The following is a 24,117-nucleotide window of genomic DNA, read 5'->3' on the forward strand; positions in this document are numbered from 1 at the left end:
TCTTTATATTGGAGAGATACCTATGGATCCTAAAAGCGAAGTTTTATTAAGACAATATGATTTTTTGTCGGGTCGCATCTTACTCATTAATGCACCGACAGATGATCTACTCGCTGAATTCGATGCCTCTATCAATCCCGCTGTCTGGACATGGAATTTTAATGATTTTCAATATTTCCAGTCGCAACAAGCAGATGTCCACTTTGGCGCAGAGATGCCTGAAGCTGAGTTTGATCAGGCGGTTATTTTTGTACCCAAGTCTAAAGAACTGCTCAATTATTTACTGCACACTGTGGCAGCACAACTTAAACCGGGCAGCAGTATTTTCCTGGTCGGTGAAAAGAAAGGCGGGATAGAGCGTGCAGCCAAACAGTTGCAGCCTTTTGGTAAAACACTCAAACTTGACAGCGCGCGTCATTGCCAGCTTTGGCAATTGGTTCTAGAACATACGGTCGAGAAAAAAGCACTTGCAGACTGGGCACAGCGTTATACCGTATCGACACCAAATGGCGACCTGAATATTTGTGCACTTCCAGGCGTCTTTAGTCAAAACCGTTTGGATGTAGGAACTGCCACCCTATTACCTTATTTGTCACAAGTTACTTCAGGTAAGATTGCCGACTTTGGTTGTGGCGCAGGTGTAATTAGTGCGTATCTGGCAAAGTTGAATCCGAAAAACCGGATTTTTGCCATGGATGTCGATGCCTTTGCGCTAGCCTCCACACAAATGACCTTTGAAGAAAACCAGCTCATTCCTGAACAGATTGAAATCAAAGCGGTTAAAGGCATTGAGGATGCACCCTTATTCTTGCATGCCATTGTGAGTAATCCGCCTTTTCATCTGGGAATCGAGACCGATTACACGGCAAGCGAAACCTTGTGTAAAACCTCGCGTCGTCATTTAAAATCAGGCGGTGAGCTTTGGATCGTGGCTAACCGTTTCTTGAACTACCCGACCCTGATTGAACAAAACTTTGGTCGCTGCACAGTAAAAGCGGATCAACAAGGCTTTAAAGTGCTCTTCGCCAGCACTCAAAAAAATGTTAAGGAATCATGATGAGCGAAACGCAAAACACGATGCAGCTGCAGCGTAAGCTGGGTGCTCGTCATCTGAATATGATTGCCATTGGCGGATCCATTGGTACAGGTTTATTCCTGGCCTCAGGGGCGACCATTGCCAACGCTGGACCAGGTGGTGCACTACTTGCATATATACTGATTGGGATCATGATTTATTTCCTGATGACCAGTCTAGGCGAGCTTGCCACACACAACCCGACCTCAGGTGCATTTTTCACTTACGGCACCAAATATGTCGAAGGTGGTTTTGGTTTCGCTCTGGGTTGGAACTACTGGTACAACTGGGCCATTACTGTGGCTTTTGAGTTGGTTGCAGTTCAGTTTATTATGAAATTCTGGTTTCCAGATATTCCGGGCGTGTACTGGAGCGCCATCTTCCTTGCCATTATTTTCGGGATTAATGCCCTGACAGTAAAAGGCTTTGGCGAATCCGAATTTTTCTTTTCTCTGGTGAAAGTTCTCGCGATCATTGCCTTTATCATTATCGGGATCTGGATGATCGTGAAGATCATGCTGACCCCGGGTGCGGAAGCATTTGCCAACTGGAGCATTGGTGATGCACCCTTTGTCGGTGGTTTCCAGGCATTAATTGGTGTGGCGATGATTGCCGGATTCTCCTTTCAAGGTACCGAAATGGTCGGTGTGGCGGCAGGTGAATCGAAAAATCCAAAGAAAACCATTCCGGTGGCCATCAAACAAATTTTCTGGCGTATCCTGTTGTTTTATATTGTGTGTATTTTCATTATCGGCACTCTGATTGCCTATAATGACCCACGTTTATTACAGGCCGCTGCAACAGATAATATTGCGCTTTCGCCATTTACCCTACTCTATGAAAAAGCCGGTTTTGCCTTTGCCGCCAGTATCATGAATGCAGTGATCCTGACAGCCATTCTATCTGCAGGTAACTCGGGCATGTATTCATCTACCCGTATGCTGTTTGATATGGCGCGTAAAGGTAGTGCACCTAAAATGTTCGCGCGTCTGGACCCGCGTGGTGTGCCAATGAATGCACTCTATGCCACTACGGCGATCGCAGCTCTATGCTTCCTGACTACTTTCTTTGGTGAACAGGAAGTCTTCAACTGGCTGCTAAACATGTCAGGGATGTGTGGCTTTATTGTCTGGCTCGGGATTGCAATTTCGCATTACCGCTTCCGCAAAGGTTATTTGGCTCAAGGTTATAAACTGGAAGATCTGGCTTATCGCGCTAAATTCTTTCCTTTTGCTCCTTGGTTTGCATTTATCCTGTGTGCGATTGTTGTTCTCGGACAGAACTATCAGGATGTTTTGGCCGGTCAATGGATGGGTGTGTTATCGACCTATATCAGTATTCCGCTATTCCTAGCGATTTGGTTCGGCTACAAATGGAAGAAAAAAACCAAACTGGTCTCTTATCAAGAGATGGATGTGCAGCCGATGAAACTTGATCAGGAATAAAAAATTATTCATTAAAAAAATCAGCTTACGGGCTGATTTTTTATTTCTTGAATTAACTATGACGCATCACAAAATTGCGATCATCAATCACAATCACTTGCTGGCAAATTCCTTCTGCTTGACGCTGCTGCTCAAATACCTGGGCTGGCATAGCATCAAAACTGTCAAAGAAACTGATTTCGTTCTCATCGATTGTATAGATCAGTGAATGATTGCCTACCCCGTCTAAGGTGTCGTAGAACACAATCACAAAACGTCCTACTTCTACATTTTCCTGAATTTCTGCATAAGACAATGGCTGTTCTATAACAGGAATATTTAAGCGATGTGCTTGTTGATAAAACTCAAGCTCAACCGGCTGTTTGTCTGAATCATATTCACTAAAAAAAGTGACATCCAGTCCTAAGGTCCGCAAAGCAACAGCAAGGGCAATAGTTGAAGTTCCCATCTCGGGATCATGGCGACAGAGCTGAACCAAGTCCGGAATATGCAGATCAATCCCATAATGATGAAAAATCATCCAAATCGAAAAAATTCCGCTATTGGCTTCCAGATTTTGCAAGTCTTCAGGAATTTCGACACTCATATTTTTACTCAACGACATCTTAACAGGCTAAGTGTAGTCAAAATACAGACACAAAAAAAGCAGCTCCGAAGAGCTGCCTTTTTAATGAGTGTTCAATAATGAATTATTGAGCAACTGGCTGTTCAGCTAAAACAGTACGGCTACCAGTGATTGTCGCGAATACACGACGGTTCATAGCACGACCTTCTTTAGTGTTGTTGTCTGCAATCGGTTGATCCCAAGCAAAACCTTGAGTAGACAAACGAGATGCATCAACGTTGTATTCGTTCACAAGTGAAGATTTAACAGAGTTAGCACGCGCTAGAGATAGACGTTCGTTCAATGCACGTGGACCAGTGTTGTCAGTGTGACCTTCGATGCGAGCAGTAGCGTTTGGATATTCAACTAGCTTCTCAGCAACTTTCGCGATTTCTGGTTTGTATTGATCTTTGATGTTTGATTTGTTGGTATCAAAGAACACACGAAGTTCCATGTTCAGGTCTTCAGTCAACTCTTGTGGAGCTGGAGCAACCGGAGTTACAGGCTCAACTGGAGCAACTTCTACCACTGGAGCAGCTGGTTTCAAACGTCCACCTAGAACTACGTTAAGACCAGCAAGTGCTGTATAGTTCCAGAATTTTTCGTCAAAGTGGTAAGTACCACGTGCTTCGGTACGTAGCGCCAATGCATCGTTGATATGCCAGAAAGCACCAACACCTGCATTACCTAAAGTACCTTCTTCTTCAAGGCCACGACCTTCACGACCTAACTCGTTATCAAATTCATACTTATAATGACCAGCACCTAAAAGCATGTATGGCTTTACTTTGCTGTCATAGTTGCCAGTGAATACGTCAGAAGTCGCATAAAAATTACCTGCGATATTTTGACCTTTATATTCAGCACCTGCTTGATCGATCATATCACCTTTAACTTGGCTATATTCTGCTTCAAAACCTAACCAAGGTGTAAGTTCCACACCAAGTGCTGCACCGACAAATAGATCGTCATCCATTTGAGTAGAAGTTGTTAACTCACCATCATTACCGCCATTGTTGTGCTGGGTGTCTTGGAAGGTGTAACCTAACATCAACGGAGTAACAGTTACGCCTGCATTGGCAGCAGCAAAAGGTGCAGCTACAAGCATAGCTAAAGCAATACGACTCATTTTCATGGATTTATCCTCCAGAGATAACAATTGTTGTTCAAGCTCAAGCCCGTAATTAGGCCATCCTGAGATAGGCTTTTTATTACCCCAGTATTATTCTTAAGCTATTCACATGGCATCATACAAACACTTTATTATTTTTCCAAGTGCTTGATTAATTTAATCAAGTAAATTATTGACAAAATTACTTACAATTTCCGTTGTAATTCGGTAACTTTTTACTCAATTTTTTATTCCGAATACCCTATTCTGATTGCCAATTTTATTTTAACAGCTTTCTTGAGACTTCAGTAAGCATTGATTTACATGCTCAATAAAGCATAAAAAACATATAATTAATAACACCATTATTATAAAAATAATATATAAATCAGGTAACTCTATGTATAAAAAAATAATAAGAGCGTTTACTATTGTTGAGTTAATTATCTGTATTGCAATAATTGCAATCGTGGCCAGTATCGCCCTACCGTACTTCCATGAATATCGATCCAAACAGGAAGCCAAAAATATTCCGATAAAATTATCTCAAATTAATCGTTATGCACGCAGCCAGGCTGCAGTGTTTCACCAAAATATTGTGATCTGCCCTAGTCAGGATTCTCTGAGTTGCCAAGCCAATCAATGGAACAAGAACATGCTGGTTTTCATCGATAAAAATAAAAACAGGCAAGTGGATACAGGCGAACAAATTTTACAAATTGATGTACTTAACCTCAAATACGGTAACCTGAGTTGGCGAGGAGCTTTAAGTTTACCGAGTGTCACTTATCAAGCGCACACTGCCCTGCCGATTGGTTCAAATGGTAGTTTTTATTATTGTTCTACCCATCTTTCTAATCAACAGCGTATTGTACTCAGCAAAATGGGGCATATCCGGATTGAAAGTCTCTCGTCTTGCTAACAGAACTATCCAGTTTATGCTTCGCTGCGATTAACGCTTCAATCCTGAGTTTTTTTCAATATACTGCTTAAGTTTGAAAAAATTGATTAAAACTCATACGGAGAGAGAACAATGACTGACATCCTAATTGTCAATGGTGCACGTACAGCCATGGGTGGCTTTCAGGGGAGTCTTGCCAGTGTAACTGCGCCAGAACTCGGTGCGGTCACCATTAAAGAAGCAATTGCCCGTGCGGGTCTGCAACCAGCAGATATTGAAGAAGTCATTATGGGTTGTGTACTCCCGGCAGGCTTAAAGCAGGGCCCCGCACGTCAAGCCATGCGTCAAGCTGGTCTTCCAGATTCTACTGGTGCTGTGACCATTAATAAATTATGTGGTTCAGGTATGAAAGCCGTCATGCAAGCGGCGGATATGATTAAAGCAGGTTCTGCAAATATCGTGGTTGCAGGTGGCATGGAATCCATGACTAATGCGCCCTATGTATTGCCAAAAGCACGTGGCGGTTTCCGTATGGGTCACGGTGAAATCAAGGACCATATGTTTCTGGATGGCTTGGAAGATGCTGAAACAGGTCGTTTGATGGGTTCATTTGCCCAAGATATGGCAAATACCAAAGGCTATACCCGCGAGCAGATGGATGATTTTGCGATTCGCTCATTAAAGCGTGCGCAAACTGCGGTCAATGAAGGCTACTTTGCTGATGAAATCGTGCCTGTAACAGTTAAAAACCGTAAAGGCGATGTGGTTGTTGATAAAGATGAGCAACCATTTAATGCCAACATCGATAAAATTCCAACTTTACGTCCAGCGTTTGCTAAAGACGGTACGATTACGGCGGCTAATGCCAGCTCGATTTCAGATGGTGCATCAGCTTTAGTAATTACCTCGGCTGACAATGCAGCAGCAAAAGGTTTAAATCCTTTAGCCAAAATTGTGGCCTATGCATCGAATTCTCAACATCCATCTGAATTTACCATTGCTCCAGTCGGTGCAATCCAGAAAGTACTGGATAAAACCGGATGGACCGCTTCTGATGTCGACCTTTGGGAAATCAATGAAGCCTTTGCCATGGTCACCATGTGCCCAATGGATGAGTTCAAGCTAGATCCTGAAAAAGTCAACATCAATGGTGGTGCATGCGCACTCGGCCATCCTGTGGGTTCAACCGGTTCGCGTATTATCCTGACTTTGATTCATGCACTAAAACGTACCGGTGGCAAGAAAGGTATTGCTGCTCTATGTATCGGTGGTGGTGAAGCAACTGCTGTAGCGATTGAATTACTCTAACCTCTTCCCTCACCCCCATCCCTCTCCCATAAGGAGAGGGAGTTAAAAACCCTCCTGATCTGGAGGATTTTTTTCGCTTACATTTTGATAAAGCTTGCTCGCGCAAAATACCACAAAGTGGCGTAGATTAAAGCAAGCAAAATAAAAAGGGAGTTCTCCCATGCAACTGAATCATTACCTCAATTTCCAAGGTCAGGCTGAAGCAGCCTTTAACTTTTATAAATCAGTTTTTGGAGGCGAATTTTCAAGTCTGAGTCGTTATGGTGAAATGCCAGCTGAAGAAGGTGTCACACTGTCGGAAGTGGATAAAAATAAAATCTTGCATATCTCACTTCCCATTAACGAATTTACAGAACTGATGGCATCCGATACGAATGATCAATTTTGCGCGCAAACCAATACCGTGTTTACGCAAGGTAATAACCACTATATTTCCATTAACTTAGACGCTAGCGAACAAGCTGAAGCACAACGACTCTTTGATGCTTTATCGGTGAATGGTCAAATTGAGATGCCGCTAGAAAGAACCTTTTGGGGCGCACTTTATGCCGCCTTTAGCGATCAGTTTGGAATCCACTGGATGATCAACTGTCAACTTGAAGAAAATTAAAGGTTTTTATCAAGACATAAAAAAGCCGGAATCAATCCGGCTTTTTGACAGTAACTTAATTTAAATTATGCACCTGTTTGATAATGTGCCTGTGCAACCGCAGTTGATGCCTGGTACGGATTTTTGAAATCATTCAAACCGGCAGCCGCTTCCTGAATATCTTTACCTTCTTTAATCACGAAAGTGTCGAAACCTGAACGCTTCATGTAGTTCAAAACATCTTTGAATACATCCCCAGTAGCACGCAATTCGCCTTGGAAACCCTGACGGCGAAGAAGTGCTGCAAATGAATAACCACGACCATCATTAAAACCGGCAAACTCAATAAAGATTGCATCTAGCTGATCCAATGGAAACTCATTGGTTTCAGGCGAAGCATCTACGGTTAAGTACAATGCTTTTTTACCTGTCACATTGGCAATCTGGTCTAACTGATCCACACTCAGAACCACATCACCCTGTGGTAAAACACCATCTTCACCCATCAATTGATAGGTATTGTCTGCAATCGTGCCATCTTTAGAGAGCACTTGAAGTGCGGTATTAAGCATATGCACGCTCCTTGAATGGTTGAATGCCGACACGGCGATAAGTATCGATAAACTCTTCACCATCCTGACGCAGGTCAAGATAAGTATTCAAAATTTCTTCTACGATATCCGGCACGACTTCGGCTGCAAATGATGGCCCAAGAATGTCACCAATTGACGCATCATGATCGGCATTACCGCCTAAAGTGATCTGGTAGAACTCAGCGCCTTTCTTGTCTACACCTAGAATACCAATATTACCCACATGGTGATGGCCACAAGCATTCATACAACCTGAAATATTCAGATCCAGTTTGCCTAAATTGTAAATCGTATCCAGGTCATCAAAACGGCGTGAAATTGCTTCAGAAATCGGAATGGATTTCGCATTAGCCAAAGAACAGAAGTCACCGCCCGGGCAGCAAATGATGTCGGTCAAGAAACCGATATGCGCACGTGCCAGGTTGTTTTGGTCAAGGGTTTGCCATACAGCGAACAAGTCTTTTTGTGGTACATCGACCAAGGAAATGTTTTGCTCATGCGTGGTACGCAGCTCACCGAAAGTGTACTGATCGGCAAGATCTGCAATCAGGTTCATTTCTTCTGTGCTGACATCACCCGGTGCAATCCCGGCACGTTTCAGTGAAATCGTCACGATACGATAACCTTTCACTTTATGTGCATTGGTATTGATGTTGAACCACTGTTTGAATTTTGGATATTGTGCAAATAGTTCAGTGAAATCTTCATCTGCATAATCTTGGTAGTCAAATGGCGTGAAGTTCTCATCCATTTTCGCCAAGGTGTCTGCATCGATTTTCAGTGTTTTAATCGTATGCGCAAATTCAGCTTCAACTTTCTCGGCAAATACTGCTGGTGTTAAAGCTTTTACCAGAATCTTGATACGTGCTTTATATTTGTTGTCGCGACGGCCATGCAAGTTATACACACGAAGGACTGCTTCCAAATAAGCAATCAGGTCTTCACGCGGCAAGAACTCACGGATAAAGCTACCAATCACTGGCGTACGGCCGAGACCACCACCGACTTTGATTTTATAGCCCATTTCGCCTGCTTCATTACGCACAATATACACACCGATATCGTGGAATGCAGTGGCTGCACGGTCAGTTTCTTCAAGCGCAGAGACTGCAATCTTGAATTTACGTGGCAAGAAAGCAAATTCCGGATGGAAGGTTGACCATTGACGGATCAATTCACAAGTCGGACGTGGATCGGCAATTTCACCTGCAACCACACCTGCATACTGATCCGTCGTGGTATTACGGATACAGTTACCTGAGGTCTGAATCGCATGCATTTGCACAGTGGCCAGTTCAGCCAGCATATCCGGCACATTTTCCAGCGCAGGCCAGTTAAACTGGATGTTTTGACGGGTCGAAATATGCGCGTAGCCACGGTCATATTCTTTTGCCAAATCAGCCACTTTACGAAGTTGTTTTGAGTTCATCAAACCATATGGCACGGCAATACGTAACATTGGCGCATAACGCTGTACGTACAGACCATTTTGCAGACGAAGCGGACGATACTCATCTTCAGTGAGTTTACCGGCTAAATAACGTTCCGTTTGGTCACGGAACTGTGCAACACGTTCATTAATCAGTTGCTGATCGAAATCAGTATATAAATACATGGCGTACAGCTAGTAGTTTCTATTATATCGCCGGCAAGGATAGCGAGATTGAACCTATCAATAAAATGCTTTTTATACATATTTCATAGCGGTTTTATTGATAAGCCTGTCAAAGTTTCACGGATCTCAGTATTTATAGCATTCGATTAAATTTAAAGTAATAATGATTAAATTCTTCAATCATTATTACTTATTTTCATATAGAAAAATTTATCTCTACTTTCATTATCTACTTTATTAACACTTTAAAAATTCTACCAATTTTGACTCTCTCCCAATTGCTGTCCTACAAATTCATAACGTATCGTGGAACGTGAAAATTTAATCGGACAAGCCAGTTGTGCTTCGGTTTGCTGACTATTGGATTTGAGTGGCACTTGTACGACCCATCCCCGCTGCTGGGCCAGATCGGAATGTAACGCTTCTTCAAGTTTGAGCACCGGTTCAACACAGACATCCAACGCGGCAAACAGCGTTTGCCATTCAGCTAATGACTTAGTCTTGATTTTATTCTGAATCGCCTGCTTCACCGCAGCATGATCTTCAGCGGCATAAGAGGCGCCTTTTTCCAGAAGAATCGGCAGCTCTAAAGCCTGTGCCAATCCCTGCATAAATTGTGGTTCCAGACTGCCAATCGATAGATAACGCCCATCCTGGGTTTTATAATAGTCGTAAAAAGTACCGCCATTCAGATACCCTGATTCAGGCCGTTGATGCTGATTACCGGCCAGACTGGCAGAAGCCGCCAGATTATTCATCGTCACCACGCAATCGGTCATGGAAATATCAATATATTGCCCTTTTCCGCTTTGCTGACGTTCAATCACCGCGGCCAGAATCGCAATCACGGCATGCATGGAACCACCCGCAACATCAGCGACCTGAATCCCCAAGGCAGGTGGGCCATTTTCAATCCGGCCACTGTGTCCGGCAATTCCGGATAAAGCCAGATAATTAATGTCGTGCCCTGCCTTATCTTTATATGTGCCAGTTTGGCCGTAACCGGTAATGGAACAGTAAATCAATTTTGGATTAATTTCGCTTAAGGTTTGATAGTCTAGCCCAAGACGTTGCATTACACCGGGACGGAATTGCTCAATCACAATGTCATAATCTGCAATCTTGGATTTAACCAGTTCAATATTCGCAGGATCTTTCAAATCCAGTGCAACCGATTGCTTGTTTCGGTTCAAATAACTTTGTGAAGTGGCCTGTCCATTGCCAAAGGGTGGCATTAATCGCAACAGGTCCGGTCGGGTTGGTGATTCAATATGCACAACTTCTGCACCTAAATCAGCAAGATATAATGTGGCAAACGGGCCGGGTAAAAGTGTAGAAAAATCTAGGATTTTCAATCCTTTTAATACATATGACATTGGAGTATTTGCTCTACTTATATTGCTTTTTTCAGCATCTTAGGCACATAAATGCACAAAAACAATGTCATGTTCAGCCATTTACCTTGATAGTTTCGGCAATCTAATATGTAAGAAAATGGCAAAGGTATTCTTGTAAATTGCCATTGCTTTATTATTTTTCGTCATTTAGGTCAATTATTAGTGAACATTAAAGAGACTGAAGGATTAAACATGAGTCGTGATACGATCAGTATCCACTTCGTCAATGCTGCCTTATCTGGCGTTAAACGTCTGGGCATGGATGTCGATACTTTATTGTCTCACGTCGGGATTGAAGCAGAGCTGCTGCATCAGCCCAAAGCGCGTATTTCGCCTGAACAATATACCCGCTTTATTAAAATGTTGTGGATGGTGACCCAGGACGAGCATGTCGGCTTTGACAAACAGCAACGCCGTCTGGGTACGTTTGCGATCATGTGCCAGCTCATCATTCATGCCAAAACTCTGGGTGATGCACTGGAATTGTCTTCCCAGTTCTACAAACTCTTTGGTGATGACTGGTCGGTGACTCTGGAGCGTGACAAACACGAAGCACGTCTGGTACCACTCATTCCAAATGCAATGGATCCGGATCATTTCATTACTGAAAGCATGCTGATGATCTGGCATGGCTTGGCGTCTTGGCTCATTGAGCGTCGCCTGCCACTGGAACGCGTGCATTTTAGTTATCCGCGTCCAGACCATGCCGATGAATATGATGCCTTATTCTTTGCGCCGGTAATGCAGTTCGATATGCCACGTACCGAAATTACTTTTGCTGCGGACTATCTGGACCTGCCAATTCGCCAGAATGAAGAAACTCTGGAAGAGTTTTTGAAAGCAGCACCGGCCCAACTGCTGGTGAAATTCAAAAATACCAATTCACTGACTTCTAGAATCCGTGATGTGCTGAAGAGCCAGATTGGTGAAGAAATGCCAACCTTGAATGATGTGGCATCGATGTTATATCTATCACCGCAAACCTTGCGTCGCCGTCTGGCAGCCGAAGGCAAAAGCTATCAAGGCGTGAAAGATGCATTGCGACGTGATGCCGCAATTCACCTGTTACTTAACCCTGATCTTACCCTTGAAGATGTCGCACAACAGGTCGGTTTCAGTGAAACCAGTACCTTCCACCGTGCTTTCAAAAAATGGACAGGTGTGACTCCGGGTCTGTATCGTCAATTACATGGCTATCATTAATCAAGTAATGCCGCAAAAGAGCATGTAATAATAAAACCAGTTCTCTCCGCCTAAGCAAAAGCTTAGGCTTTTTTATAGCTAAAATTGGCTAAATCGCTCAAATGATCTGGCCCGTTCTCGTCATTGCACTTCAAAAATTAAGTATTACACTCGAGTCATTAGAATAATTTTCATCAAATCAATAAAAGGGACATGCTATGAGCGAGGCATATATTATTGACGCCATTCGTACGCCACGCGGAAAAGGCAAAAAAGATGGATCTTTACATCAAGTAAAACCCATTTCATTACTGACTGGTTTACTTAATGAACTTCAGGCGCGTCATCAGTTTGATACCGCAAAAGTGGATGATATCGTGCTCGGTTGTGTCACCCCAATTGGTGATCAGGGTGCCGATATTGCCAAGACCGCTGCCATCGCTGCCGGCTGGGACAATGATGTAGCAGGTGTGCAAATTAACCGTTTTTGTGCTTCCGGTCTGGAAGCGGTTAATCTGGCCGCACAAAAAGTCCGTTCGGGCTGGGAAGATCTGGTTGTTGCAGGCGGAGTGGAATCCATGTCCCGCGTGCCGATGGGTTCAGATGGCGGTCCTTGGGCACTGGATCCTGAGACCAATATGGCCTGTGACTTTATTCCGCAAGGTATTGGTGCAGATTTGATTGCCACGATTGACGGTTATAGCCGTGCCGATGTAGACCAGTTTGCCGAACAATCACAACAGAAAGCAGCTGCCGCTCAAGCCAATGGTTATTTCAACGCCTCTATTATCCCGGTAAAAGACAAAGCTGGTGTGGTAATTCTGGACAAAGACGAATTTATCAAACCGACAACGACTGCAGAAGGCCTAGGCAAACTCAATCCAAGTTTCGCCACTATGGGACAAATGGGCTTTGATGCAATTGCCCTGCAAAAATATCCTGAAGTCGGTGCTGTTAGTCATGTGCATCATGCCGGGAATTCTTCAGGCATTGTCGATGGCGCGGCTGTGGTTTTGATCGCATCGGAACAAGCAGTAAAAGAACAAGGTCTGAAGCCACGTGCCAAAGTACTGGCGACGGCACTGGTCGGTGCAGATCCGACCATTATGCTGACCGGCCCTGCCCCGGCTGCTCGTAAGGCCTTGGCTAAGGCGGGTTTAACGATTGATGATATTGACCTGTTTGAAGTCAATGAAGCTTTTGCTGCCGTGGTGATGCGCTTTATCAATGAAATGAAGGTTGATCCTGCCAAGGTGAATGTCAACGGCGGTGCAATTGCCATGGGACATCCACTCGGTGCGACTGGTGCGATGATTTTAGGGACGTTATTGGACGAGTTAGAACGCCAAGGCAAAAAGCGGGGTCTGGCTACACTTTGCGTAGGTGGCGGTATGGGCATCGCAACCATTATTGAACTGGTATAAGGAGAAAAATAATGAGCGCAATTCAATATCAAAAAAATGAAGATAATATTGTTATTTTAACGTTTGATTCTCCAAACCAGTCTGCCAATACCATGAATGCCGACTTTCGCACGGCACTAGATGAAGTCGTTGTCCAGTTACAAGCAGATGAAGATATTGCCGGGATTATTTTCCGTTCAGCGAAAAAAACTTTCTTTGCTGGCGGCGATCTGGATGAACTGATTCAAGCCACTCCTGAGCATGCAACTGAATTCTTTAATATGATTGAAGAGATGAAAGCCAAACTACGCTATATCGAAACTCGCGGTATTCCTGTGGTTGCTGCACTGAATGGCACGGCGCTTGGCGGTGGCTGGGAAATTGCCCTGTGTGCCCATCATCGTATTGCCCTGAATGACCCTAAAAGCAAATTTGGCCTGCCTGAAGTCACACTGGGTTTATTACCAGGTGGCGGTGGTATCGTCCGTAGCATCCGCCTGCTCGGTCTGCAAAATGCCCTTCCTTTATTAATGGAAGGCAAACAGTTTGGAGTCGATAAAGCTAAATCTTTAGGGCTGATTCATGAGGTCGCAGACAGTACCGATGAACTGTTGAAAAAGGCCATTGCCTGGATCAAAGCCAATCCAAAATCTCAGCAGCCATTCGATGTAAAAGGCTATAAAATTCCGGGTGGTAGCCCTTCGACACCAGCAGTTGCCCAGATGCTGGCAATTGCTCCGGCGATGCTGCGCGATAAAACCAAAGGCTGTTATCCTGCGCCTGAAGCGATCATGTCGGCTGCGGTAGAAGGTGCACAGGTCGATGTCGATACTGCCCTGACCATTGAATCGCGTTACTTTACTTATTTGGCGACCAGTCAAATTTCTAAAAATATGATTGGCACTTTCTGGCATGGTCTGAATGCAATCAAGTCCGGTGCCAGTCGCCCTCAAGATATTGAAAAGTGGAAAGCCACTAAAGTCGGTATTTTAGGTGCAGGCATGATGGGTGCTGGGATCGCCTATGCCACTGCCAGCACAGGCATTCCAGTAGTTCTGAAAGATATTTCATTAGAAGCGGCTGAAAAAGGCAAATCCTATAGCCAGAAACTGCTGGATAAAAAAGTCGCTCAAGGGCGTTTATCAGCCGAGAAACGAGATCAGTTTTTAAGCCTGATTCAAACAACTGCATCGAATGAAGATCTAGCGGGTTGTGACCTGATCATTGAAGCCGTATTTGAGAATCCCACGCTCAAGGCTCAAGTTACACAAGAGGCAGAACAATATCTTGCCAGCAACGGCGTAATGGCTTCGAATACCTCGACCCTGCCGATCACAGAATTAGCCCAGGCTTCAAAAAATGATCAGAACTTTATCGGCCTGCATTTCTTCAGTCCGGTCGATAAAATGCAGCTGGTGGAAATTATCAAAGGTAAAAATACCTCGGCAGAAACGCTGGCCAAAGCTTTCGATTTCGTGCAGCAAATTGGCAAATTACCGGTTGTGGTAAATGACAGCCGTGGTTTCTTTACCAGCCGCGTGTTTGGTACCTTTGTGCAGGAAGGTTTACGCCTGCTGGCAGAAGGTGTACATCCAGCGCGAATTGAAATGGCTGCACTCAAAGCCGGTATGCCAGTGGGCCCATTGGCAATTCAGGATGAAGTATCCTTGACCTTGTCTGAACATGTGGCCAATGAAAGATACAAAGCTTTAGAAGCACAAGGTCAGACCATCACTAAATCACCTGCGGATGACGTGATTCACAGCATGATTCACGAATTTAACCGTAAAGGTAAGGCTGCCGGCCAAGGTTTTTATGATTATCCGGCCGATGCCAAAAAGCAGCTCTGGTCTGGTCTCAGCTACTGGAAAAAAGACAACGATATTTCTGAACAGGAAATGATTGACCGCTTCCTGTTTGTACAGGCACTGGATACGGTTCGCTGTCTAGAAGAAGGTGTTTTGGAATCCGTGGTCGATGCCAATGTGGGTTCCATTTTTGGTATTGGCTTTGCCGCCTGGACGGGCGGTGCAGTACAATTCCTGAATCAGTATGGTTTAGCCAAAGCCGTGACCCGTGCCAAAGTACTTGAAAATAAATATGGCGAACGCTTCAAAGCCCCACAACTCCTCAAAGATCGCGCAGCACACGCCCAGCCGATTCAATAACTTAGGCACTTAAATAAAAGAGGAACGTGTTTCCTCTTTTTTATCTTCTGGATTTGCTTAATGCACTGGATAGACTCATCTGATGACAGATTTCGATCTGCTTTTTGATCAATTTATGTTATAAAGTTACATAAGTTTGATATCCACGTGGGTAAGACCTATGACTGATCACAGTTCACCTGAAAAATCTCCTTGGGGCTGGAAAGCACTTATCATCTTCTGTATTTTAGGTGGATTATTTATGCTTATTTTTTGGCTCGCGATAAGTAATGAACCGGATTACATGCCAAGCCAGCAAAATAAACAAACTACCCAGCAACACGCTTTTAAAAATGCACCGACGATGTCTCCAGAAGCCATTGCCAAAGCGCAAGCAGATCGTGAAGCACGTGAAGCTGCCAATACTGCTCATCCAGGTACGACAGCCGCTGAACACAATATGTCAGCTGAAGAACATGCCAATATGGATAATGCCGAGCACAGCTCAAATGCAGCACATGGCCACTGATCCAGATTCAGTCTATGCATAAAAAAGCGAGGTCAATGCCTCGCTTTTTCGTATTTGAATGGCTGAAAATTAAAGCTTTAAATACATATCAATATGCGGAATTCCACAATCCAGATATTCATCACCTTGAGCTTCAAATCCCAGCGCTTGATAGAAGCCAATGGCGTGCACTTGCGAAGACAGCTTTACCAACTTACGCTGCTCTGCACGCGCATAGTCAATCACGGCCTGCATCAAGCGCTGACCAACACCTAAACCGCGTGCTGTGGTTAGGACTGCAACCCGACCGATACTGTTATTTGACAATAAGCGTGCTGTAGCAATCGCCTGATCCTGCTGAAAAACAATGAAATGTACAGCAACTGCATCTTCAACATCCCACTCATCTTCAGCTGCAATATGCTGTTCTTGAATAAACACGGCTTCACGAATCGCTTTGGCATACACTGTCAAATCTTTCCAGCTGCCGGACACTATTTTAAGTTCTGGACTATTTAGCATTTAGAACCAATTCCCTGCTGATCCCACTGGTCATTGAGCAACAATTCCAGTGAATGTTTCTGGATACCATACATCTCTTTTAAGGCCTGAATTTGTGCCAGAACCGCCTGATCAGGTTGTTGATAGTCTTTACGTTTTGTCGCCAGAATCATTTTATTTTTACTGGTATGTTCCAGCGCCACAAATTCAAAAACTTTGGTTTCATAACCATAAGCTTTGAGCAGTAAAGCACGAATGGTATCGGTCAACATTTCTGCCTGCTGTCCGGCATGAATACCAAACTGTAACATCGGGCTGAGGACTTTTGGCGCCTGCAACTGCGGACGCAATTCCTTATGACAACACGGTGCACACATGATCATCTGCGCATTCAGGCGAATCCCGCTATGAATCGCAAAATCTGTTGCTACATCACAGGCATGTAAGGCAATCATCACATCCAGACGTTCCGGTGCATAAGTACGGACATCCCCCTGGAAAAAGTCCAGCTGATCAAAACCAGATTGCTGCGCGACATTCTGGCAGAATTCAACCATTTTCGGATTAAGCTCTACCCCGGTGACATACGGCGTTTGACCATGTTTTTGCATATAGTCATATAAAGCACAAGTCAGATAGCCCTTACCCGAACCAAAATCCACCACGAGCAGGCCTTCAGCCTGTGGCTTAATCTGTGCCAATGCACCTGAGAAGATTTCTACAAACTTATTAATCTGCTTCCATTTACGCGCCATGCTCGGAATGATTTGCGCTTTTTGATCGGTAATACCGAGATATTGGAGAAAGATGCTGTCCTGATCGACATAACGTTGTTTAATCCGGTCATGGCCTTGTTCAGCAGGCTTCACCTGATTCATCGTGGCTTTATGTTTGCTACGCGTTAACATGGCTTTTTTCTTGTTTTTTTTCAGCTGTAATTCTTCATCTACTGTCATCAGATTGGCCTGTTTGCAACACGCCAGTAGTGAAGTAACCTGGAATAATGCTTCATCTAAAGGATAATTTTTCGTGACATCCTGCGTCTTGTAACGATATAGACAGCTCAATACGCGCTGTTCATTTAATGTAATGACTCGCAAGGTCATTTTCTCTAAATCCTGCAGTTCACCTTTATACTGGCTTAAGATCAGGCGATCGAATTGATTCCTTTCAACAGCTTGCTGAAAGGTATCCAAGAATTGCTGTTCCTGATCTGAGAGAGTTGCCAACGTTGACATAGATAAAACCTGAAATGAATTGCGCATCAAGTTTAAATCTTCTTAACCTAAAAGCAAAATTGAATTAATATACAAGTGTATATTTGAAAAAGAATGACAATCATGCAGAATGCTCCACTGGTTCCAGATTATGATCAAAATGAGGAACGGATTAACTATATTAGTCATGGTGTAGGTGCCGGACTGTCTATTGTTGCTGGTATTCTTTTGATTATTAAAGGGTCTTACCTAAGTACTGGACAATGGATTGGACTGTGGGTTTATGCACTCAGCATGATTCTGCTGTTTTCTGCTTCCATGCTTTACCACATGGCCACTGCAGCAGACCGCCGTTATTTTTATAAAAAAATCGACCATACTGCGATTTATTATTTAATCGCCGGAACCTATACTCCTTTCCTGTCGATTGCCATTCCGACCGCCAAAGCCCAGTATTTATTGATTGCACTGTGGGTGATTGCCATTCTTGGAACACTTTTCAAGTTCGTTTTCATTCATCGTTTCCAGAAATTTTCTTTGGCGGCTTATCTGGCCATGGGCTGGCTGGCACTACTGGTGATTGATGATATGCAGCAATATTTAAGTGCTCAATCTTTAACCTTTCTCATCATTGGTGGACTCGCTTATACCGTGGGTGCATTGTTTTACGCTTTAAAAAGAGTAAGATATACCCACGCTATCTGGCACATATTTGTATTGATAGGCGCAGGATCACATTTTCTGTCTATCTATCTTTACGTGATTTAATCATCTCCTTTTTCATTTCAGTGACCCTGAGCGAGTTGAAGCGAGAAGATTGCAGTTGTTTTTTTAAAAAATTACGCCTTTTTTAAAAAGATTACGCTTTTAAAACTAAGTTTTTTTATTTTTAGTAAGTGTAAGGTTTTCCATGGCGTCGTCTAATTCTGCTGCTCAGCCAGCACAAAATTCAAAATTTCGCGTTTTAACAGCGAGCTTGGTAGGCACCACAATCGAGTTCTTCGATTTTTATATTTATGCCACCGCTGCTGTCATTATTTTTCCGTATCTGTTCTTCCCTACCAGTACAGATCCGATGACCGCAACCATTCAGTCTCTTGCGACTTTTGCCATTGCCTTTATTGCCCGTCCGATTGGTGCAGCATTATTTGGTCATTTAGGTGACCGGATCGGACGAAAAGCCACCTTGGTCGCTGCTTTGCTGACTATGGGGATTTCAACCGTTGCGATTGGCCTATTGCCAACTTATGCGCAAATCGGAATTGCTGCGCCACTGTTACTTGCACTGTGCCGTTTAGGTCAGGGCTTGGGTCTGGGTGGTGAATGGTCAGGTGCGGTACTTCTTGCAACTGAAAATGCCCCGGAAGGCAAACGTGCCTGGTACGGCATGTTCCCGCAACTGGGTGCTCCAATCGGCTTTATTCTGGCAACAGGTTCTTTCCTGACCCTTGGCGCTTTCATGTCTGAAGCTGACTTTATGGCGTGGGGCTGGCGTATTCCGTTTATCTCAAGTGCCTTGTTGGTGATTGTCGGTTTATGGATTCGTCTAAAATTGCATGAAACCCCTGCTTTCCAGAAAGTGCTGGATAAACAGAAAGAAGTGAATGTTCCTTTTGTTCAGGTATTCAAAAAGCATTCTCGTATGCTGGTTCTGGGTACGATTGCTGCAATCTGTACTTTCGTTGTGTTCTACCTGACTACGGTATTTGCGCTGCAATGGGGAACAAAACAACTCGGTTATTCTCGTGAAGAATTCCTGCAATTGCAATTAGTTGCAACCCTATGTTTTGCTGCCTTTATCCCGCTTTCAGCAGTATTGGCTGAGAAATTTGGCCGTAAGACCACTTCGATTGCGGTATGTGTCATTTCTGCGATCTTCGGTATCTTCTTTGCAGATATGCTTGAATCTGGCAGCACCTTGGTGGTGTTCCTGTTCTTGTGTATTGGTCTGGCGATCATGGGCTTAACTTATGGGCCAATCGGTACTGTATTGTCTGAAATCTTCCCGACTTCAGTACGTTACACAGGTTCTGCATTGACCTTTAACTTGGCAGGCATTTTCGGCGCATCATTTGCACCGTTAATCGCAACCAAGCTGGCAACAGCCTATGGTTTGTCTGCAGTCGGTTATTATCTGACCGCAGCATCTATCCTGTCACTTGTCGCGTTTTTGCTGATTCGTGAAACCAAGAATGATGATGTAAATAATCAGATCTAAGATTTTAGATTGATTCAAAAGCCAGCACTTGATGCTGGCTTTTTTTATGATTTCACAACAAAACTCGGCTACTTATCTCGTTAAATTTGCTCAACAATCAAATGAACTCAATTTAAAAAAATGAGGCAAGGCCATGCAGGATCTTATTGAATACCTCTCGCAGGAGCAGTTGGTCAATATCATTATTTTGCTGGAAGATGATAAAAAATTAGAAGCTGTTCGCTATATCACCGAGAATACACCCTTGGATGAAGCTCAGGCGCTGCAAGTGATTGATGAAATTGTGCAGGAACATGATGTGGTCATGAAGCATGAGAGTACAGGTCCACGCTTTAGTGATGATGCCGGTGATATTGACCTGGTGACACCGCCACTGGAAATCCCCACCCATCCTAGCTTGAGTACACCGACAGAAGCTGAAATCACTGCGCAACAATTACGTGAAAATGTGCCAACCCGCAAAATTGAAAAGAAAATCTGGATGATGGCGGCTATCGCGGCGGTGTTGCTGATTCTGGTCTGGATCATCAGTTAACGCGGTACAGAATGCCGGCTGAATTTAGATCAGTTCAATAATATCAATGGTAGGTGGCACCCGAAAACGGAAAGGTACACCGACCAAGCCGGTACCGACAGTAACGAACACATCTGCATGTTCATGGCGGTACATGCCCTTTTTATGTCCCAAAATTGAAACCTTTTTCATGACGTAATTAGTTAGCCAAGGCAGCTCTACCTGTCCGCCATGAGTATGCCCGGACAGCATCAGAGGGCGCGTCGGCAGTTTGGGAATCATATCGACCGTATCCGGGTTATGCGAAAGAATGACCCAAGGCTTGTCCTGAGGCAAGTCTGGCAAACTGCGCATATCGGCTTTTCCAGCCCAGAGATCACCCACGCCCAAAAGGCGAAACTCATCAAATTCGACAATTTGACCTTCGATATCCATGACCTGATTGACTTGCAGTGCATAGTGCAACAGTTCGCGAATCGGCGGTCCGGGATATTGCTCGTCATGGTTACCATTGACTGAATAGACCGGAGCGTGAATCTCTTTTAAAACCGCCAGCTCCTGTGCCAGTTTATTTTCTGGCTCGTAAGTCCAGTCGCCAGCAACCACCACCAAATCAGGTTGAATATGATTTAATTTGTGTACAATTTGTCGCAACTGCCGCTCATGACCCGAAAAAAGACCGATATGTAAGTCTGCGATCAGGGCGATTTTCACCGGCTGCTTTAAACGTTTATCTGCATTGATCTGATATTGTGTCGTTTTCACTTGAATTAAATGCGGCTCGATAAAGCGTGCATAAGTCAAAACCCCACTGAGTAAAAATACAAAAATGGCTTCATGCAGTGAATAATAACCCGTCCATCCAGCATAAATACTGAAGAAAAACAAAGGGATTAATAAATAGGAAAGATAAAACGCCAGCAAATGACCAAAAGCTTTAAAGGGATGAATGGTTTCGGTACGTGATTGGCTCGACCATGCCTGAGCCACAGCCCAGATGGCTAAAATCGCCATCCCCAGATAAAAATAAAACAGTACGGAATTCGAATCCCACATAAATTGGCCTTATTCAGTCGAGCAGCAGATTACTGGCTTTATATTTATCTTTTCATAGCTGGCAATTATACTCAATTCTAATTTTTCATTCTTCGACTTATATGGCCACAGCTCCCCGCGATCAAGTTCACCTTCAATCCTCAGGTTTTATCCGCACTCATCGCTATAAAGCTGGCATTTTACTGAGCTGTAGCCTGGTTCTGGGTCTGCCTGCGTGTAGTACCTTACCCAAGCAAACCGAACAGCCAAGCCAGATGGCATTTGAAACGGATACATCGCAAACCAGCCTGGCACAAATTGTTGAACCTTTACGTGATCAGAACATCGGGTTGACTGGTTATCGCGTGCTGTATGATCCGCTTGAAGCACTGGCTGCTCGGATTCAGCTGATTAATAAAGCGGAACGCAGTCTGGATCTGCAATATTACATCTGGGATAACGACCGAATCGGTGCCCTCGCCCTGCATGCGATTATTCAGGCAGCAGATCGTGGCGTAAAAGTGCGCCTGTTGATGGATGACAATAATGCCAAGAAAATGGAAGGGATTTATCTGGCCTTAAACCAGCATCAAAATATCGATGTCAAACTGTATAATCCCTATCGCTTTCGTAAATACCGCGCCATGGACATGGTGCTGGATTTAAAGCGCATTAACCGCCGCATGCACAATAAAAGCTTTATTGCTGATAACCAGATTGCCTTGATTGGCGGGCGCAATATGAGTAACCAGTATTATAATGTCAGTGAAAGCTATCAGTTCTCTGATGTCGATGTGATGCTGGTCGGTGCAGCATCGGATGAAATCATTCATTCCTTCGATGAATACTGGAATGATGATTATGCCTATCCGGTACAAGAGGTGGTGAATCCACGGCATCATGGCTTACGTTTTCCAAGCTTAAAACAACAGCTAGAAACCCATAGTCAGGATCCAGCCACTCAAAATTATCTGGATCTGGCCAATCGTTCCAGAGCCTTTGACCAATGGCTGGAACAAAACATTCAGCTGGATTGGGTGGAAGCCGAAGTAGTCAAAGATCCACCGAGCAAAATCAAGGCCAAGGCCAAAACCGAAGAACACCTGAATTTCCAGTTATTACAGCGTCTGGAAAAACCTGAACAAAGTGTCGATATTGTCTCTGCCTATTTTGTTCCGGAAAAAATTGGTGCAGACCGTTTAAAGAAACTGACGAATGAAAATATCAAGGTTCGCGTCCTGACCAACTCTTTTAAGGCCAACGACGTTGCTGTGGTGCATGCTTTTTACGCCAAATATCGTCAGGATCTATTGAAAAATGGGGTGCAGCTGTATGAGTTCTTAGCAGCGCCAGAAGCCAATCACCTAAATGCCAATACTGAGGAAATTTCGAAAAAAGCCAAAGTCAGCTTGAAAGGACTGAGTCGTTCTAGCCTGCATGCCAAGTTAATGGCGCTGGATCAAAAACAGGTATTTATTGGTTCTTTTAACTTTGATCCGCGTTCAGCCTATTTGAATACTGAAATTGGCGTATTGCTAAACAGTCCGTCTTTGGCACGTGCAGTACACGACACCATGGACAAAAATTTAAGCAAATATGCTTATAAACTGGTGCTGGATGCGAATCAGAACATTAACTGGAAAATCAAGAAAGCCAATGGTGACGTTCAAACGTTTACCAAAGAACCAAAAATGAAATGGTATCAGAAAGCTAGCCTTAAACTGGTGTCTTGGCTGCCAATTGAAGGTTTTATGTAAGCTGGATTCTTTGAACAGAAACCACAAAAAAGCCTCTTATTGAGGCTTTTTTAATACACGTGACTGAAGTTCAACCAGGCCAGTCTGCATTTTTTCCTGGACCACACGGGTGAGGCTTTCAACCGTATGCCCTTCAGTGGCAATTGCAGGTAAAGCCACTAAATGTGCAATGACTTGCGGCATTTCCAGTACTTTTTTGACATGGGCGGCAAAACTGATGTCATTGACAAACGGCGCAACCATATCCAGTTCGCCCTGCTGATTCACATAACAAATCAGACAGATTTGTACAGGACGCTGCGCTTCAATCGCGGCGCCTAAAATCCGGCCATGCACTTTTTTGATGGCTCGCCCATCAGAAGTCGTCGCTTCAGGAAAGAACAGCACTGGAATATTCTGTTTGAGAAAACCGGTAATTTGTTCACGAATCCTGACGGAATCTCCTGAACCCCGTTTAATAAATAAGGTACCCCCACCCTTGGCCAATTTGCCTAGAATCGGCCAGTTCTCGATTTCTGCTTTCGCCAGAAAAAATACGCGCGCTCCGGAACCCAGAACGGCAATATCCAGCCAAGACACATGATTACTGACCCATAAGGCGGGTTCACGTGGAATCTCGCCATGCACCTGCACTTCGATATTGAATACTTTGCATAACTGGCGGCAAAAATGTTGCACATAGCGCGTATTGGTCGGTTTATTCGGATTTTTATATAAGCCATGACGAAAAACCAAATAAAACCCCTCACTGATGGTGGCCAATGAGGCGGTAATTTTCCGGCTATACAGAAAAAACTTGGCCAAGCCTTCGATATCTGGAGTCTGGTTTTGTACAGTTGAATTCATAAAAACGTCATTAAATCCTAAGCGAGATACAGGGAATATCCACGAATTAAACTCATTCTATACTGTTCATTCGCAACTTGCATTGATAATAAAAATCGACCAATAACATCTATATCTTCAATTTTAATTGGATTAAAAAATCATTCAAACT

22 protein-coding genes are annotated in these 24,117 nt (G+C 44.0%); 13 read left to right on the forward strand and 9 right to left on the reverse strand.

Annotation, left to right across the window (positions count from 1 at the left end; genetic code table 11):
* Positions 1–22: 22 nt before the first annotated feature.
* Positions 23–1,057: a methyltransferase gene (locus FTT86_RS02985; RefSeq protein ID WP_180180522.1), complete on the forward strand. Its 1,035-nt coding sequence runs from the start codon at positions 23–25 to the stop codon at positions 1,055–1,057.
* Positions 1,057–2,520: an amino acid permease gene (locus FTT86_RS02990; protein ID WP_153566448.1), complete on the forward strand. Its 1,464-nt coding sequence runs from the start codon at positions 1,057–1,059 to the stop codon at positions 2,518–2,520. Before FTT86_RS02985 ends, FTT86_RS02990 begins: the two co-directional genes overlap by 1 nt.
* 52 nt (positions 2,521–2,572) lie before the next feature.
* Here FTT86_RS02990 and FTT86_RS02995 read toward each other — a convergent pair whose 3' ends face one another.
* Entirely contained in the window at positions 2,573–3,106 is a 534-nt protein-coding gene (locus FTT86_RS02995) for a peptidase C39 (RefSeq protein WP_180180523.1), read from the reverse strand.
* A 103-nt stretch (positions 3,107–3,209) separates the two neighbouring features.
* The gene (gene omp38 / locus FTT86_RS03000; RefSeq protein ID WP_180086463.1) at positions 3,210–4,259 is read right to left on the reverse strand and encodes an outer membrane protein Omp38; all 1,050 of its coding nucleotides are present in this window, start codon (positions 4,257–4,259) and stop codon (positions 3,210–3,212) included.
* Positions 4,260–4,635: 376 nt separating this feature from the next.
* On the opposite strand from omp38, the gene FTT86_RS03005 reads away from it, so the two are divergent.
* The 3 genes from FTT86_RS03005 (at position 4,636) to FTT86_RS03015 (ending at position 7,054) form a co-directional block, all read left to right on the forward strand.
* Positions 4,636–5,157 (forward strand): GspH/FimT family protein, encoded by a 522-nt coding sequence (locus FTT86_RS03005; RefSeq protein WP_180180524.1) that lies wholly within the window; start codon positions 4,636–4,638, stop codon positions 5,155–5,157.
* 111 nt (positions 5,158–5,268) lie between these two features.
* The gene (locus tag FTT86_RS03010; RefSeq protein WP_180180525.1) at positions 5,269–6,444 is read left to right on the forward strand and encodes a thiolase family protein; all 1,176 of its coding nucleotides are present in this window, start codon (positions 5,269–5,271) and stop codon (positions 6,442–6,444) included.
* A gap of 160 nt (positions 6,445–6,604) precedes the next feature.
* Complete coding sequence (locus tag FTT86_RS03015; RefSeq protein ID WP_180180526.1) at positions 6,605–7,054, forward strand: VOC family protein; 450 nt, start codon at positions 6,605–6,607, stop codon at positions 7,052–7,054.
* 65 nt (positions 7,055–7,119) lie between these two features.
* Here the strand turns inward: FTT86_RS03015 and FTT86_RS03020 are convergent, their stop codons facing one another.
* From FTT86_RS03020 to FTT86_RS03030, 3 genes are all read right to left on the reverse strand, one after another.
* Complete coding sequence (locus tag FTT86_RS03020) at positions 7,120–7,605, reverse strand: DUF934 domain-containing protein (protein WP_180180527.1); 486 nt, start codon at positions 7,603–7,605, stop codon at positions 7,120–7,122.
* Positions 7,598–9,241 (reverse strand): nitrite/sulfite reductase, encoded by a 1,644-nt coding sequence (locus FTT86_RS03025; RefSeq protein WP_004645943.1) that lies wholly within the window; start codon positions 9,239–9,241, stop codon positions 7,598–7,600. Before FTT86_RS03025 ends, FTT86_RS03020 begins: the two co-directional genes overlap by 8 nt.
* A 254-nt stretch (positions 9,242–9,495) precedes the next feature.
* The gene (locus FTT86_RS03030) at positions 9,496–10,617 is read right to left on the reverse strand and encodes a CaiB/BaiF CoA-transferase family protein (protein WP_180180528.1); all 1,122 of its coding nucleotides are present in this window, start codon (positions 10,615–10,617) and stop codon (positions 9,496–9,498) included.
* A 213-nt stretch (positions 10,618–10,830) separates the two neighbouring features.
* Between FTT86_RS03030 and FTT86_RS03035 the strand changes: the two genes are divergently transcribed.
* The 4 genes from FTT86_RS03035 to FTT86_RS03050 all read left to right on the forward strand — a co-directional run bounded on the left by FTT86_RS03035 (position 10,831) and on the right by FTT86_RS03050 (position 15,899).
* Entirely contained in the window at positions 10,831–11,841 is a 1,011-nt protein-coding gene (locus FTT86_RS03035) for an AraC family transcriptional regulator (RefSeq protein ID WP_004645946.1), read from the forward strand.
* Between the two features lie 197 nt (positions 11,842–12,038).
* Positions 12,039–13,244, forward strand: coding sequence for an acetyl-CoA C-acetyltransferase (locus FTT86_RS03040; RefSeq protein ID WP_180180529.1), 1,206 nt, complete (start codon positions 12,039–12,041; stop codon positions 13,242–13,244).
* Positions 13,245–13,255: 11 nt separating this feature from the next.
* The gene (locus FTT86_RS03045) at positions 13,256–15,391 is read left to right on the forward strand and encodes a 3-hydroxyacyl-CoA dehydrogenase NAD-binding domain-containing protein (RefSeq protein WP_180180530.1); all 2,136 of its coding nucleotides are present in this window, start codon (positions 13,256–13,258) and stop codon (positions 15,389–15,391) included.
* A 160-nt stretch (positions 15,392–15,551) separates the two neighbouring features.
* A complete protein-coding gene (locus FTT86_RS03050; RefSeq protein ID WP_005106128.1) occupies positions 15,552–15,899 on the forward strand; it encodes a hypothetical protein in 348 nt (115 codons plus the stop codon).
* Between the two features lie 69 nt (positions 15,900–15,968).
* Here FTT86_RS03050 and FTT86_RS03055 read toward each other — a convergent pair whose 3' ends face one another.
* Both FTT86_RS03055 and FTT86_RS03060 read right to left on the reverse strand, forming a co-directional pair.
* Positions 15,969–16,400 carry a GNAT family N-acetyltransferase gene (locus FTT86_RS03055; RefSeq protein WP_180180531.1) on the reverse strand — a complete coding sequence of 144 codons (432 nt, stop codon included), beginning with the start codon at positions 16,398–16,400 and terminating at the stop codon, positions 15,969–15,971.
* Positions 16,394–17,617, reverse strand: a complete 1,224-nt coding sequence (locus FTT86_RS03060; RefSeq protein ID WP_180180532.1) for an SAM-dependent methyltransferase — start codon at positions 17,615–17,617, stop codon at positions 16,394–16,396. The genes FTT86_RS03055 and FTT86_RS03060 overlap by 7 nt, the downstream gene beginning before the upstream one ends.
* A 102-nt stretch (positions 17,618–17,719) precedes the next feature.
* Between FTT86_RS03060 and FTT86_RS03065 the strand changes: the two genes are divergently transcribed.
* The 3 genes from FTT86_RS03065 (at position 17,720) to FTT86_RS03075 (ending at position 20,349) form a co-directional block, all read left to right on the forward strand.
* Positions 17,720–18,364: a hemolysin III family protein gene (locus FTT86_RS03065; protein WP_180180533.1), complete on the forward strand. Its 645-nt coding sequence runs from the start codon at positions 17,720–17,722 to the stop codon at positions 18,362–18,364.
* A 142-nt stretch (positions 18,365–18,506) separates the two neighbouring features.
* Entirely contained in the window at positions 18,507–19,814 is a 1,308-nt protein-coding gene (locus tag FTT86_RS03070) for an MFS transporter (RefSeq protein ID WP_004281697.1), read from the forward strand.
* A 133-nt stretch (positions 19,815–19,947) separates the two neighbouring features.
* Positions 19,948–20,349, forward strand: coding sequence for a hypothetical protein (locus FTT86_RS03075; RefSeq protein WP_180180534.1), 402 nt, complete (start codon positions 19,948–19,950; stop codon positions 20,347–20,349).
* 24 nt (positions 20,350–20,373) lie between these two features.
* Here FTT86_RS03075 and FTT86_RS03080 read toward each other — a convergent pair whose 3' ends face one another.
* A complete protein-coding gene (locus tag FTT86_RS03080; RefSeq protein ID WP_180180535.1) occupies positions 20,374–21,384 on the reverse strand; it encodes a metallophosphoesterase in 1,011 nt (336 codons plus the stop codon).
* Between the two features lie 101 nt (positions 21,385–21,485).
* Here FTT86_RS03080 and FTT86_RS03085 point away from each other — a divergent pair, with 101 nt between their 5' ends.
* Complete coding sequence (locus tag FTT86_RS03085; RefSeq protein WP_180180536.1) at positions 21,486–23,120, forward strand: phospholipase D family protein; 1,635 nt, start codon at positions 21,486–21,488, stop codon at positions 23,118–23,120.
* A 36-nt stretch (positions 23,121–23,156) separates the two neighbouring features.
* Here the strand turns inward: FTT86_RS03085 and FTT86_RS03090 are convergent, their stop codons facing one another.
* A complete protein-coding gene (locus FTT86_RS03090; RefSeq protein WP_180180537.1) occupies positions 23,157–23,966 on the reverse strand; it encodes a 1-acyl-sn-glycerol-3-phosphate acyltransferase in 810 nt (269 codons plus the stop codon).
* Positions 23,967–24,117: the final 151 nt, after the last annotated feature.

Source organism: Acinetobacter sp. YH01021 (assembly GCF_013420255.1).
Classification (GTDB): domain Bacteria; phylum Pseudomonadota; class Gammaproteobacteria; order Pseudomonadales; family Moraxellaceae; genus Acinetobacter.

Excerpts from the sequence above, each read along its gene's own strand:
- FTT86_RS02985 (WP_180180522.1), top strand. The coding sequence starts at position 23 with ATGGATCCTAAAAGCGAAGTTTTATTAAGACAATATGATTTTTTGTCG.
- FTT86_RS02990 (WP_153566448.1), top strand. The coding sequence starts at position 1,057 with ATGAGCGAAACGCAAAACACGATGCAGCTGCAGCGTAAGCTGGGTGCT.
- FTT86_RS02995 (WP_180180523.1), bottom strand. The coding sequence starts at position 3,106 with ATGAGTGTCGAAATTCCTGAAGACTTGCAAAATCTGGAAGCCAATAGC.
- omp38 (WP_180086463.1), bottom strand. The coding sequence starts at position 4,259 with ATGAAAATGAGTCGTATTGCTTTAGCTATGCTTGTAGCTGCACCTTTT.
- FTT86_RS03005 (WP_180180524.1), top strand. The coding sequence starts at position 4,636 with ATGTATAAAAAAATAATAAGAGCGTTTACTATTGTTGAGTTAATTATC.
- FTT86_RS03010 (WP_180180525.1), top strand. The coding sequence starts at position 5,269 with ATGACTGACATCCTAATTGTCAATGGTGCACGTACAGCCATGGGTGGC.
- FTT86_RS03015 (WP_180180526.1), top strand. The coding sequence starts at position 6,605 with ATGCAACTGAATCATTACCTCAATTTCCAAGGTCAGGCTGAAGCAGCC.
- FTT86_RS03020 (WP_180180527.1), bottom strand. The coding sequence starts at position 7,605 with ATGCTTAATACCGCACTTCAAGTGCTCTCTAAAGATGGCACGATTGCA.
- FTT86_RS03025 (WP_004645943.1), bottom strand. The coding sequence starts at position 9,241 with ATGTATTTATATACTGATTTCGATCAGCAACTGATTAATGAACGTGTT.
- FTT86_RS03030 (WP_180180528.1), bottom strand. The coding sequence starts at position 10,617 with ATGTCATATGTATTAAAAGGATTGAAAATCCTAGATTTTTCTACACTT.
- FTT86_RS03035 (WP_004645946.1), top strand. The coding sequence starts at position 10,831 with ATGAGTCGTGATACGATCAGTATCCACTTCGTCAATGCTGCCTTATCT.
- FTT86_RS03040 (WP_180180529.1), top strand. The coding sequence starts at position 12,039 with ATGAGCGAGGCATATATTATTGACGCCATTCGTACGCCACGCGGAAAA.
- FTT86_RS03045 (WP_180180530.1), top strand. The coding sequence starts at position 13,256 with ATGAGCGCAATTCAATATCAAAAAAATGAAGATAATATTGTTATTTTA.
- FTT86_RS03050 (WP_005106128.1), top strand. The coding sequence starts at position 15,552 with ATGACTGATCACAGTTCACCTGAAAAATCTCCTTGGGGCTGGAAAGCA.
- FTT86_RS03055 (WP_180180531.1), bottom strand. The coding sequence starts at position 16,400 with ATGCTAAATAGTCCAGAACTTAAAATAGTGTCCGGCAGCTGGAAAGAT.
- FTT86_RS03060 (WP_180180532.1), bottom strand. The coding sequence starts at position 17,617 with ATGTCAACGTTGGCAACTCTCTCAGATCAGGAACAGCAATTCTTGGAT.
- FTT86_RS03065 (WP_180180533.1), top strand. The coding sequence starts at position 17,720 with ATGCAGAATGCTCCACTGGTTCCAGATTATGATCAAAATGAGGAACGG.
- FTT86_RS03070 (WP_004281697.1), top strand. The coding sequence starts at position 18,507 with ATGGCGTCGTCTAATTCTGCTGCTCAGCCAGCACAAAATTCAAAATTT.
- FTT86_RS03075 (WP_180180534.1), top strand. The coding sequence starts at position 19,948 with ATGCAGGATCTTATTGAATACCTCTCGCAGGAGCAGTTGGTCAATATC.
- FTT86_RS03080 (WP_180180535.1), bottom strand. The coding sequence starts at position 21,384 with ATGTGGGATTCGAATTCCGTACTGTTTTATTTTTATCTGGGGATGGCG.
- FTT86_RS03085 (WP_180180536.1), top strand. The coding sequence starts at position 21,486 with ATGGCCACAGCTCCCCGCGATCAAGTTCACCTTCAATCCTCAGGTTTT.
- FTT86_RS03090 (WP_180180537.1), bottom strand. The coding sequence starts at position 23,966 with ATGAATTCAACTGTACAAAACCAGACTCCAGATATCGAAGGCTTGGCC.